The sequence below is a fragment of the Endozoicomonas acroporae genome (assembly GCF_002864045.1).
In the GTDB taxonomy this organism is placed as follows: domain Bacteria; phylum Pseudomonadota; class Gammaproteobacteria; order Pseudomonadales; family Endozoicomonadaceae; genus Endozoicomonas; species Endozoicomonas acroporae.
This window is the reverse complement of the sequence record NZ_PJPV01000024.1, coordinates 55,804-67,708: the sequence shown is the minus strand read 5'-3', so window position 1 is coordinate 67,708 and position 11,905 is coordinate 55,804. Positions and strand designations below refer to the sequence as shown.

Genomic DNA, 11,905 nt, shown 5'->3' with positions numbered 1-11,905 from the left:
GGCCAGCTACTTACGGTTTTTTCAATCACTTGCAGGGTTACTGCGTGGCCAGCAGTGTTTCCCTGTGCTTCTCAAGCCTGGCTATCATCAGTTCGGATTTTTTCCGGAAGTTAGCCATTTCGTTTTTGGCGATAGGGGCTGCATCCGGGAGCTTAACCGTCATCGGGTTTCTGTGCACGCCATTCACACGAAACTCATAATGCAGATGAGGCCCGGTGGCCCAGCCGGTTTTGCCCACATAGGCTATGGTCTGGCCCTGACGAACTCTCTGGCCTTTTTTCAGACCGGCCAGTTTATTGGCATGGGCATACACAGTCACCACATTATTCGGGTGCTGAATAAATACCACATTGCCGAAACCATTCTGCCAGCCGGAGAACTGCACACGGCCATCGCCTGCGGCTTTAATCGGGGTATTCATCGGGGCAGCATAATCGACCCCCCGGTGAGGGCGTTTGGTCTTGAACACCGGGTGCAGGCGGTTGGGGTTAAATCTTGAACTGATACGGGTAAAATCCACCGGAGTGCGGAGAAACGCCTTCTTCATGCTTTTTCCGTCCGGGGTATAGTAGTTGGTATCGCCGTTACTGTCGGTATAACGGATGGCGGTATAGGTCTCCCCCTGGTTGGTGAAGCTGGCTACCAGAATATCGCCATCGCCCAGTTTTTCCCCTTCCAGGTACTTCTCTTCATAGAGCAGATTAAAGCGGTCACCACTGCGGATATCCTGAACAAAATCAATATCCCAGCCAAAAATGCCGGCCAGCTCCATGGTCAGATTCTGGGACAGGCCTGCTTTCTGGCTGGCAAGGAAGAGAGAACTTTCAATAATGCCGCTGGCATAGGTGGGGTGGATTTCCGGTGACAGGGTCACCTGTTCTGCCTGGTAGCCATCGTCCTCCCTGTTAAAGAAGATGCTTTCCAGTCTGGACTTGACGTAGCGCAGCTGGGTCAGGGTTCCTTCCTGATTAATCCGGAATTCCAGGGATTCCCCCGGACGTATGCTGGCCAGTGTTTCGCCATATTTGGGGGTGTTGGCAACCTGGTAAACAACACTGGCATTTAATCCCTGGCTATTAAACAACACCGATAAATTATCACCAGATTTAATGGTGACAATGTGCCATTTTCCCAGTTTTTGCTCCAGGTCGTAGGCGGCTTTTGCCAGAGCCTTGGCTTCTGCTTGCTGTTCTGCTTCTTTGATGGCTGTTTCTGATTGATCAGCGTTCTGATTGCTGGCAAATGAGGGAGATTCGGGAATTGTGGGGCTGCTGGTCAGTTCAGTGTTGGCTTCCTGAGGCTGGAAAGCATCAATGGACATGGGGATTTCATTGCGCCTGGCTTCTACGTCACCAGAAGGTAGAAGAGCCATCAATCCCATGACGCTGGCAGCGATGGTACTTGCCAGCAGCAAGTGTCGCCTGGGGAACTGTTTCAGGCGCTGGTTGATCCGTGTTGCGCCCCTCGGGATGGCTTTATTCATTAAGATTTTAACGCTGTCTTCAGTGTGGTGATCAGTAAATTATAACGATAAAAAATATCGTAAATCATATCTGTCAGAAAAGGTACGTCAATACAAGGCCAATTATCCTGTTTTTTCATTAGAGTCTTGATTATCACGAATCATTCTATTGCCTTGTGGTTGGTCTTTCCAAGGGGGAATGACAATGCAGGGTTGTTCATCGTCAGAGTTTATGCACTGAAACGGATGTTGGCATGCGATCGCCTGTGGGTGGGTTAATAGAAGAGTGTGGGCTGGTTTGTAATAAGGGTTGCTGGTCGGTCTGTGGGAAGGTTGCAGGGCAGGTGGCTGACTGCTGAGTGGTTTGAGCATTGGTCAGTGGCTCATGCAGGGAAGCTGTGCGGTGTTGGTTTTCGGGTTCAGGTTGCTGTTGGGAGACCTGGCTATTATGGCTTGTTTTTACTGCTGGCGATGATGGGGGGCTCTGGCTTGAGGTTACGGCGGTTGGCGGTAGTTCGACAGGGGGATGGCTGGCCGGGTTATCCAGAGGTCGGCTAGCCGCTGCCGGATCAAGGGCTGGGGATTGCCTATCCGGATGGTCAGAAGGCAGAGTTGCAGCCGACTGGAAGAGTGATTGAGGCGAGGGGGGCGTTGGTGTATTGAGATTGATATAAGGTTCTGCCTTAAACAGCCAGTGCGGCGTATGCAGAAGAATTGTACCCACTATGCCCAGCACAGATATGGAAAGGGTTATGGATATGACCATGCCGGCAAGGTCCATCCAGGTGTATTCAGAATCCGGTGAAGTCCCGGACTCCATAAAGTGCTTCCACTTATTGCCACCTTGCCTGACGTACTCTTCCACCGGGGGATTCTGGAGATAAGCCGTTTGCTGTGCTGTATCTTCAGGCTGTTTATCACCAGCAGGCTGCGGGTCAATTCTGTTATTGTCTGCCACTGGTACCTTTTGAACCGTTCTATCCCCCAGGTTCTCATGGGCATATTGCAGGAGTCCGGTCAAACCACCCAAACAAACACTGGACAGGACGGCCACTTTTCTGCAGACAAAATTCAGACACTCAGCGGCTGTTGACAGGGATCGCATGACCACCCAGGCAGCATCACCCACGGAAAAATTTGAACCCGTCTGGCCAGATTTGTACGAAGGTTCTTTTTCCTGGGAGGCTGCGGATGTTGCCGGTAGCGCAGCAGAGTAGGTTGAAGCTGTTGGTGTCGACAGTGGTTGTGGCAAATCCAAGGACTTTTCCTCCCGCTATTGATGGTGCCGGTATTGTGGAGATTTAGCAGAAATATTAAACAGTGCCCGATTGGACAGATTCGTTACGGGGCATGAATCAGCCAATGTATCAGGCATTCGCAGGCACTCTGGATTGATTCGACAGTTAGGAATTAACGTAAGTTCCAGTCTGATCAAGTAAAGGCCTGGTAAGAAAAATAGACTGAAATTTACCTTATTTAGAGGTCAGGCATTTGTTCCGGCACGGTTTTGTTGTATTTTGGGCGGCTTGATTTTTTATTGATTGTTTCCTGTCCACCGGAGCAGGGAGTTGTTGCTTGATTTGATGTCAGAGCCCCTGGCATCCACCGCAGTATTCCGGTTGAATCATCGAATCGTCGCAGGAAAAGGCAAATGTCCGATAGTCAAAACCCGTTGCTGAAAGATCTTCAGGCCCGCCAGCTTATCGCGCAGACCACTGCTGTTGAGGAACTGGACACGCATCTGAGCGAACAGCCCCGGGTGCTCTATTGTGGTTTCGATCCTTCGGCTGACAGTCTCCATCTTGGTCATCTGGTGCCATTGCTGGTGCTTAAGCGTTTCCAGCAGGCGGGTCATAAACCCATTGCCCTGGTGGGTGGGGCCACCGGGCTGATTGGTGACCCAAGCTTCAAGGCGGCCGAACGTCAACTGAATACCCCGGATGTGGTGGCGGGCTGGGTTGAGAAAATCAAGGGGCAGGTGAGTCAGTTTATCGACTTCGATTGCGGCGAAAACTCCGCCGTTGTGGCCAATAACCTGGATTGGACCGGCGACCTCAATGTTCTGGACTTCCTGAGAGATATCGGCAAACACTTTGCGGTGAATGCCATGATCAACAAGGAGTCGGTACAACAACGGCTGAACCGGGAAGGCTCCGGTATCTCCTTTACCGAGTTTTCCTATGCCCTGCTGCAGGGCATGGACTTTGCCGAGCTGAACCGCCGTTATGACTGTACCCTGCAGGTTGGTGGCAGTGATCAGTGGGGTAATATTGTTGGCGGTATTGACCTGGCCCGCCGTCAGAATAAGGCCCGTACCTTTGGGTTAACGGTACCATTGATTACCAAGTCCGATGGCACCAAGTTTGGTAAAACAGAAGGCGGTGCGGTCTGGCTGGACTCCAGAAAGACCTCCCAATATGCCTTTTACCAGTTCTGGATGAACACCGCTGATGCTGATGTGTATCGTTTCCTGAAGTTCTTCACCTTCCTGAGCATGGAAGATATTGAGACCATTGAGCAAGCGGATGCTGAGCGTCAGGGCAGGCCGGAAGCCCAGAGAATTCTTGCCCGTGAAGCCACCCGCCTGGTGCATGGTGAGGAAGGTCTCAAGGCGGCGGAGCGCATCACCGAAGCACTGTTTTCCGGGGACATTACCCAGCTGTCAGAAACCGATATGGAGCAGCTGAAGCAGGATGGCCTGCCCAGTGCCACCATCGAGCACAGCGGGCTGGAAGGCCAGGCTATGACGCAGCTGTTTGCAGAAGTCGGTATGGTGAAGTCAGGCAAGCAGGTTAAAGATGCGCTGGCTAATAATGCGGTGTTCTTTAATGGTGTCGCCCGTGGCTCGGCAGATAATATGAACCTGGCAGAATGCTTTGCAGCCCGGGGTGCCATGTATGACCGGTTCTTCCTGGTGAAATTGGGTAAGAAAAATCACTTTCTGTTTGAAGTGGTTTGATTGAATTGTGCTCTTGTTATTAAAAGCGTGTCATTAAGCGCATACTCCCTGTTTCGGGAAGTTAAAGAAGATGGAACCACGAAGGACACAAAGAGCACGAAGGAAAAGAAAATCTCTTCTTTGTGCTCTTTGTGTCCTTCGTGGTTCCATCGGAAACCCATTGAAAATGGGGGTAAGCTTCTTAATGTCCACCCTGAGAGTTCCTCCTTTCTTTGAACTTGACACACTGATAACGAAAGCACTCCATATCATCAGGCCACAACCCCGGAGTCATACCGGCTTTGCTTTTCAAATGGGCCAGAAACTGCCGGGCGTTAGGCAGCTGTTGCCACACCTGCGGTAAGAAGGTTGCGCTGTATTGAGGGTTGCGAATCAATAATCCGTCGATGCCGGGGTTCAGCTGCTGCAAAAGGTCTTTCTCATCAGCAATGTCCATGCGTTCCTTAGGGGTCAGTACGGAAACTTCAATTTTGATATCGGTCAGCTCGCTTTCCGTCACCGGGGGAAACCGTGGGTCCCGGAATGCACTGGCGAAGGCATTGTGGATCACATCATCCAACAGTGTCCGGTAAGCCTGGGTTGAACCAATACAGCCCCGCAGTTCCTCGCGCTTTTGCAGTGTTACAAAGCTGGCGGCCTGTTGCAGAAAGAAATCTGCCAGGTCTTCTTCCGGTAATGGTTTCGGTGGCAGGCTCCGGGTACAGCCTTCACTGATGGTCTTGCGGGCAAGGCGCAATAATTCTCTTTTCTGACTTTCTGTAGGGGCAATTTGCACAGTAAAAATTCCAGTTTTCCTTCGTTAGAGGCATTGATAGCCTCCTTCTGATTTTTATCGCCACTCAACGGGACCACTGAATAACGGCTTCATGTTATCTGACAGCAGTTGAGCGTCTGGTTTGTGGATGTGTGCAGGGCGGATTTTGCAGGATAATCGCTCTATTGAATAACAAAGGCTCCATAGCCCACTACCCTGCTTTTATCGCCAGCAGTATCTCCGGAGTTGCGTACATCAAGCGTAATAACATCCATTCCCCGATGCTGGGCAACCTTCAACATGCCATTAAGAGGATAGCAGCCACAGGCCTGTCCACCGGTTAAATTACAGCTGAGCTGTTCAATGGCTTTAACCGTCTGGTTATCCCGATAACAGGCCTCTTCATAGGTGTGGTAATGACTGAGGTCGGAGCTGATAATTATCAGGGTCTCCTCTTCTCCCCAGAGGTGTTCGAGCACCTCAGCGACCGCTATAGGGCTGGTGTCGCCAACAACGATTGGAATCAGTTTGAAGTCATCCAGACATTCCTGCAAAAACGGGCACTGGACCTCAAGACTGTGCTCGTGGGTATGGGCTTCATCGACGGTCTCTACCTGGCTGAACTGTTTCAGTTCCTCCATGGCTGCAATATCCAGCGGAATATTACCAAGCGGTGTGGCAAAGGCTTCACAGTCTGGCAGGGCCATGCCCTGCAGGGGAACTCTATGGCTGGGGCCGAGCAGGGCAACCCGGCGAATATTCTTGCGCATTGAGTGCAGCAGGCGGTAGGCGCTGGCTGCGACAGGGCCGGAATATATAAAGCCAGCATGGGGAACGATCAGTACTTTCGGTGAGAAATCCCTGGTGCGGCCATCACTGAGCATCTCTTTGATCATGCTTGCCAGGGCGTTGGGTGAGTCTGGGTAAAAGGTTCCGGCTACAGCGGGTTGGCGAATAATCATTATGGGTTCTCCCCCGGGAGTGGCTGAGCCTACCGGTACATTTCAAGCGAAATAAACCACTCTCTTTATTTGCATCGCTCAAATAATGTCGGCAGAGCCTATAATTATAGCCTTGGTTAGGGCCTGTTGACGTTTCGTTGCGTGCTCAGCGTATCAGGGCGCTCCTATGACGAGGCGCGGCATTGCAGGAAGGCTGGTTGCCTTTCAAAATGCCGCAACGAAGTCATAGGGGCGCCCTGATACGCCCGAAGGGTGGCTCAGAAAGGCGCCATCTGCTTTGTCAGACTTGCTTGGCGTAGAATAACTACGCGCTGCACAAGTCTTTCGCGCATATGACGCCTTTCTGAGCCACTGAGCACGCAACGAAACGTCAACAGGCCCTACTATCATCAGGATGACAATCAGGCAGTGAACCTGGTCTGGAGATGGAACATGCTCAGGGAAAAAACACCGTCCGGAAATGTGTCAACAAACTATTGGCATGCACTTGAGGATGGGCGAATCCAATGTGATCTTTGCCCGAGGGCCTGCAAACTTCGTGAAGGGCAGCAGGGGCTCTGTTTTGTCCGTGCCTGTGAACGTGGTCAGATTGTTCTTACCAGCTATGGTCGCTCCTCCGGTTTTTGTATTGACCCGATTGAGAAAAAACCGTTGAACCACTTCCTTCCGGGAACCCCGGTTCTGTCATTCGGTACAGCGGGCTGTAATCTTGCCTGCAAATTCTGTCAGAACTGGGATATGAGCAAATCCCGTGAGATGGACACCCTGGCCGATCAGGCATCGCCCGAGGAACTGGCGGATACGGCTGAACAGCTGGGCTGTCGGTCACTGGCGTTTACTTATAATGATCCGGTGATTTTCCTGGAATATGCCATTGATGTTGCCCAGGCGGCTCATGAAAGAAATTTGCAGTCGGTGGCGGTGTCTGCCGGTTATATCTGTGATGCGCCCCGCGTTGAGTTTTTCCGCTATATGGATGCAGCCAATATTGACTTGAAAGCGTTCAGCGAAGGTTTTTATCGAAAGATCTGTGGCGGCGCTCTGCAACCGGTTCTTGAAACTCTGGAATATTTGAAACATGAAACCTCTGTCTGGTTTGAGATCACCACATTGCTGATTCCCGGGGAAAATGATTCTGAACGTGAACTGAACGACATGTGTCAATGGATTGTTGAACACCTGGGCGTGGACGTTCCTATTCACTTCACCGCATTTCATCCCGACTGGAAAATGCGGGAGCACCCTCATACACCTGCCGCTACGCTGACCATGGCCCGACAAATAGCGCTGAATCATGGTATTCGCTATGCCTATACCGGCAATGTCCATGATTCTGACGGTGGCAGTACCCGCTGTCATCAATGCCATAGTCTGCTTATTGAGCGTGACTGGTATGTGCTGGGGGAATGGGGAGTTGATGCGTCTGACGGCGAGGGGGTCTGCCAGCAGTGTGGGACAGCGGTTGCCGGTGTGTTTGAACAGCAGCCTGGCGTTTGGGGCAGTCGTCGGGTGCCGGTGAAGATTGTGGCTTGAGTTCTGGTGCTTTGCCAAGTTACATTCACTAAATAATCCGTCATTTATCCGTACAACTTGCTTATAGGAGTGCTCAGGTCTAAGCTTTTCCTATACGGAAGATATCCGTACAAATGGAGGGTGAAATATGGCTACTGCACGCTTGGACCTGAGACTTGATGAGGAAATCAAGGCTAAGGCAGAGAAGGCTTCAGCTCTACTGGGACTGAAGAGCTTGACCGAATACGTTGTCAGGCTTATGGATGAAGACGCTACACAGGTTATTTCTGAATATGAAAAGATGACAGTTGAAAACGATGTCTTTGATCGCTTTACAGAAGCCTGCGAAAAGGCAAAGGCACCAAATAAGGCTTTGCTGGCTGCCCTGACATTTACCGAAGAGAAAGGTGTCAAGTGAGCTGGTCAAGGGAGTTTGTGGAACTCGATAAAGGTATCCACGATAGAGCGTCATTTGATTGTGGTGAAACGGAACTTAATTTGTTCATCCAGACTCAAGCCTCAAAACATATGCAGGCAGGTATCAGTCGTACAATGGTTCTGCCTGCATCAAACCCTTTTCCAAATCAAAAAATACCAATTTGTGCATTTTACAGCATTACGCCAGGCTCAATCTGTCGAGACACTTTACCTGAAGCTCTGGTAAAGAAGCTGCCACGGTACCCTGTTCCTGTGTTTTTGATCGCACAGCTTGCGGTTCATCGAGAATTTCAGGGCGAGGGGTTAGGAAAAATCTGCCTGGTAAATGCCTTGAAATACCTGTGGGAAATAAACGCTCACATGCGTGCATACGCCATTATTGTTGATTGTTTAACCGATGCCGCAGAGACGTTTTATGCAAAATATGGATTTGCAGTTCTGTGTGAACATAATGGTAAAGTTCGCATGTTTCTGCCCATGAAAACAGTAGCCCGGCTTTTTAGTTCGTAGCCAATAACAGGACTTATTACTTATCGTGTCAGATATGGTTAACCGGATCGAAACCAGGGACATCACTGCCAGCAACAAGTGTGATCAGTGTACTGCCCTTTGTTGCTCTTACATTACCCAGGAACTGGACACTCCCCGCAGTATGCACGCGTTTGATGTGTTGCTCTGGCAGGTGGCCCATAAGGGCGTGCATATTTTCAAGGATGGCAATGGCTGGTACCTGCTCTGTCAGACCCGGTGTGAATTCCTGTTGCCGGATAATCGCTGTGGTATCTATGAACGACGCCCCATTATCTGCCGGGAGCACAGTAACGAAGCCTGTGAGAGGGACGCTCCCATTAATGATGGCTGCGAACTGTATTTTCAGACATACGACGAACTGGATGCTTATTGCCGTACACGTTTCAAAAACTGGGACAAGCGGCTGGAGAAGTATGAAGTAGAGCGGGCAAAACGACAGTAGTAGACCATTTTGCCCAGGCTAGGGTTATGGCATAAGGGTTATGGCATAAGACAGATGAAAAAGCGTTTTTGGGAACCACAGAGAGCTAGTACATGGTTTCAATGAGTTTGACGGGTTGTCGTGCCTCCGCACTCCGTTCGTCCTGAGCCTGTCGAAGGACCCATAGGGCCTAAAGGCGGAAACTCCAGACTCTGATAGATCGTGCCAAGCACCCTTCGACTCCGCTCAGGGTGAACGGAGATTGTACACGTTAAACTCATTGAAACCATGTTAGAGCACTAAGTAATTGAATAAATTACTGGGCCAGTTCCATAACAACACGTCCGGCGATATCACCTTTTTCCATTTCGTCAAAAATCGCGTTGATCTCTTCAAGGGTTCGTTTCTGGATAATCGCCTTCACTTTACCCTGGGCAGCAAACTCCAGGCACTCCTGTAAATCCTTGCGGGTACCTACGATGGAACCAACAACAGCAACGCCGTTGATTACCGTATCGAATATAGGAATGGGCATATCCTCCGGGGGGAGTCCCACCAGGACACAGGTTCCTCCCCTGCGCACGGAGCGATAAGCACTGTCAAAGCCCGCTTTGGAGACCGCTGTGCAGACAGTCGCGTGAACACCGTTACCCAGCAGCGACTGAATTTTTTCTTCCGGCTGCTCCCGGATAAAGTCGATAAAGTGAGTGGCTCCCAAGTCCAGGGATAACGCTTTCTTTTCCGCCCCGGTATCCACCGCAATCACATTAAGACCCATGGCCACGGCATACTGAACGGCCAGGTGACCAAGTCCGCCCACACCGACAACGGACACCCAGTCGCCAGGTTTGGTACGGCTGACTTTCAGGGCCTTATACGTGGTAACCCCGGCACAGAACAGGGGGGCGGCATCGACAAAACTGATGTTGTCGGGCACTTTGACCACATAGTCGGCAGCTGCCAGGCAGTACTCAGCATAGCCGCCATCGATGGAGTAACCGGCATTGTGCTGGGCAAGGCAGAGCGTTTCTTTGCCTTCCAGACAGTACTCGCAATAACCACAGGCGGAATAGAGCCAGGGAATACCCACACGGTCGCCCGGTTTGATATGAGTGATCTGGTCACCAACTTCGGTGACCGTTCCCACACCTTCATGGCCGGGCACCAGTGGCAGTTTTGGTTTAACCGGCCAGTCTCCATGGCAGGCATGAAGATCGGTATGACAGACACCGCAGGCATGGATTTTCACCAGTGCATCCCGTGGGCCTGGTTTGGGTAGCGGTAGATCTTCGATGGTAAGCTGATCTTTGAAATGATGAACGACAGCTGCCTTCATGATGGGTTACCTTGTTGTTCCGAATTGATACCTGTTTGGTTTCTTTGTTGCGGGGAGTGTGGAGTTACGCAGTTTGTATTTACGGCTATGCATTCCCACGGAGAACCGTGGGAACGAGGGGAGCTTAATGGGTCAGAACCAGATTTCTCCTTCCACACCGAACTGGTAGGTGCTTTTGTCATTGTTGTAGTTAGGACCCCAGCCATATTTGTCAATAACTTCGTTACTTGAGTCTTTGCTCATGAAAGTAACGAACGGTTTGATCTGTGGTCGGCCGAAGTAATCGGAGTTCACTGTAAATACTGCTGCAATTTCAGCGGCGTAGATATTGGTTTTGTTCTCTACATTGCCAACACCGAGATTTATATCACCCCAGTAGTCTTTCTCGAAGCCGTAAGAAGCGGTGAACTCCCAGCGGAAGTTATCGTTAACCATGTAGGAAGGACGCAGGGCAATCAGCAAACGGTCAACGGTATCACCGTCAGCATTTGGGTTTGCACCGAGGCCCCAGATCTTCTCACCGTGCAGGTAGGTGACTTCAGAAGCCATCTGCCAACGGTCATTGATATTCAAAACACCGTAGGAAGTAAAAAAGATACTATTACCCTTATCGCTATCAACTGTGGATGTGCCACCACTCCATTGACCAAAGTTTACCCCCCGGTTGGCAGCCAACCCCCGGCCATAGGCCAGGGCGGTGGCAGTCCAGCCATCAAGGCCGTAGTAGTTACCGTTATAGGTGATAGCAGCACCAATGCCGTCAGTGGCTTCCTTGTCAGTGTACTTATCTTTATCTCCGGCCATCATGAATTTGACATCAAAGTTAAAGCTGCCACCGAGCGCTTCGTGATTGTAGCTATAAAGGTCTATAGAGTGGAGGGTTTTGCCATCCGGTTTGTTGGTCTTTTCACCAGGGTCTACAGAAACAACCGCAATACCGTTGCTGTTCTGCTCATAACCAAAACCAACACCGGAAGACTGCTTCCAGAATTCACCGGAGAGCAGGCCAGCTGCACGGTTCAGGAAGCGACGACCCGCCCAGATGTCGGCATCTTCTGGCAGATAGCTCAAGCCCCCCAGACGGAGATAGGCTTCTTTGACTTCAAAGGGGCCTTCATTTGTATTGTTGCTGTCTTCACTACCAGTGGAGGAGTAAAAGTTGGAGTCACCATTGCCGTATTCCGCACGAACACCGAGCTGCGACCAGACGCCGTTCTGGAACGTTGTGTTCTTGCTGATATTGAACTCTACCTGGTTAGGGTTTTTTCCGGTAGTAGCCGCCAGATTGTAGTCAGGCTTGCCATATTCATTGTCGGTAGAGGTGCCATTTTCATCCACCCTCCAGCTGGCACGGATGTAGCCATTTACCTTCCAGCCATCGGTCAAAATATCGGTAGGTTTGGAGGCTTCACTGGCCATAGCATTGCCGGATAACAGAGCTATGGCACCAGCCAGAGGTAGAATGCGTAGATTTTTGGTCACAACCAGTTACCTTCATGTGTGTTGCTCTGGCTCCTGCCTTCTTCAGCG

Annotated in this window: 11 protein-coding genes; 5 read left to right on the top strand and 6 right to left on the bottom strand. The window is 50.8% G+C overall.

The window, feature by feature from the left end; all coding sequences use genetic code 11:
• Positions 1 to 37 precede the first annotated feature (37 nt).
• Positions 38 to 1,483 carry an OapA family protein gene (locus tag CX664_RS04450; RefSeq protein ID WP_101745568.1) on the bottom strand — a complete coding sequence of 482 codons (1,446 nt, stop codon included), beginning with the start codon at positions 1,481 to 1,483 and terminating at the stop codon, positions 38 to 40.
• Between the two features lie 202 nt (positions 1,484 to 1,685).
• On the bottom strand, positions 1,686 to 2,720 hold the full coding sequence (locus tag CX664_RS04445) for a hypothetical protein (RefSeq protein WP_145999815.1): 1,035 nt from the start codon (positions 2,718 to 2,720) through the stop codon (positions 1,686 to 1,688).
• A gap of 393 nt (positions 2,721 to 3,113) precedes the next feature.
• Between CX664_RS04445 and tyrS the strand changes: the two genes are divergently transcribed.
• On the top strand, positions 3,114 to 4,421 hold the full coding sequence (gene tyrS, locus CX664_RS04440; protein WP_101745566.1) for a tyrosine--tRNA ligase: 1,308 nt from the start codon (positions 3,114 to 3,116) through the stop codon (positions 4,419 to 4,421).
• Positions 4,422 to 4,602: 181 nt separating this feature from the next.
• On the opposite strand, the gene amrA is transcribed toward tyrS, so the two are convergent.
• Together amrA and amrB are read right to left on the bottom strand one after the other, a co-directional pair.
• Positions 4,603 to 5,196, bottom strand: a complete 594-nt coding sequence (gene amrA / locus CX664_RS04435) for an AmmeMemoRadiSam system protein A (RefSeq protein WP_101745565.1) — start codon at positions 5,194 to 5,196, stop codon at positions 4,603 to 4,605.
• A gap of 161 nt (positions 5,197 to 5,357) precedes the next feature.
• Positions 5,358 to 6,137, bottom strand: a complete 780-nt coding sequence (gene amrB, locus CX664_RS04430; protein WP_101745564.1) for an AmmeMemoRadiSam system protein B — start codon at positions 6,135 to 6,137, stop codon at positions 5,358 to 5,360.
• 432 nt (positions 6,138 to 6,569) lie between these two features.
• Here amrB and amrS point away from each other — a divergent pair, with 432 nt between their 5' ends.
• From amrS to CX664_RS04410, 4 genes are all read left to right on the top strand, one after another.
• A complete protein-coding gene (gene amrS, locus CX664_RS04425) occupies positions 6,570 to 7,670 on the top strand; it encodes an AmmeMemoRadiSam system radical SAM enzyme (protein WP_101745563.1) in 1,101 nt (366 codons plus the stop codon).
• A 127-nt stretch (positions 7,671 to 7,797) separates the two neighbouring features.
• Complete coding sequence (locus CX664_RS04420) at positions 7,798 to 8,067, top strand: type II toxin-antitoxin system TacA family antitoxin (protein ID WP_101745562.1); 270 nt, start codon at positions 7,798 to 7,800, stop codon at positions 8,065 to 8,067.
• Between the two features lie 17 nt (positions 8,068 to 8,084).
• The gene (locus tag CX664_RS04415) at positions 8,085 to 8,597 is read left to right on the top strand and encodes a GNAT family N-acetyltransferase (RefSeq protein ID WP_241693331.1); all 513 of its coding nucleotides are present in this window, start codon (positions 8,085 to 8,087) and stop codon (positions 8,595 to 8,597) included.
• A gap of 34 nt (positions 8,598 to 8,631) precedes the next feature.
• Positions 8,632 to 9,060 carry a YkgJ family cysteine cluster protein gene (locus tag CX664_RS04410; protein ID WP_101745560.1) on the top strand — a complete coding sequence of 143 codons (429 nt, stop codon included), beginning with the start codon at positions 8,632 to 8,634 and terminating at the stop codon, positions 9,058 to 9,060.
• Between the two features lie 295 nt (positions 9,061 to 9,355).
• Here CX664_RS04410 and adhP read toward each other — a convergent pair whose 3' ends face one another.
• Entirely contained in the window at positions 9,356 to 10,375 is a 1,020-nt protein-coding gene (adhP, locus tag CX664_RS04405) for an alcohol dehydrogenase AdhP (RefSeq protein ID WP_101745559.1), read from the bottom strand.
• Positions 10,376 to 10,507: 132 nt separating this feature from the next.
• Positions 10,508 to 11,857 carry a carbohydrate porin gene (locus tag CX664_RS04400; protein WP_101745558.1) on the bottom strand — a complete coding sequence of 450 codons (1,350 nt, stop codon included), beginning with the start codon at positions 11,855 to 11,857 and terminating at the stop codon, positions 10,508 to 10,510.
• Positions 11,858 to 11,905: the final 48 nt, after the last annotated feature.

Bases quoted from the DNA above. Each gene is read 5' to 3' on its own strand.
- CX664_RS04450 (WP_101745568.1), bottom strand. From the start codon at position 1,483: ATGAATAAAGCCATCCCGAGGGGCGCAACACGGATCAACCAGCGCCTG.
- tyrS (WP_101745566.1), top strand. From the start codon at position 3,114: ATGTCCGATAGTCAAAACCCGTTGCTGAAAGATCTTCAGGCCCGCCAG.
- amrB (WP_101745564.1), bottom strand. From the start codon at position 6,137: ATGATTATTCGCCAACCCGCTGTAGCCGGAACCTTTTACCCAGACTCA.
- amrS (WP_101745563.1), top strand. From the start codon at position 6,570: ATGCTCAGGGAAAAAACACCGTCCGGAAATGTGTCAACAAACTATTGG.
- CX664_RS04420 (WP_101745562.1), top strand. From the start codon at position 7,798: ATGGCTACTGCACGCTTGGACCTGAGACTTGATGAGGAAATCAAGGCT.
- CX664_RS04410 (WP_101745560.1), top strand. From the start codon at position 8,632: ATGGTTAACCGGATCGAAACCAGGGACATCACTGCCAGCAACAAGTGT.
- adhP (WP_101745559.1), bottom strand. From the start codon at position 10,375: ATGAAGGCAGCTGTCGTTCATCATTTCAAAGATCAGCTTACCATCGAA.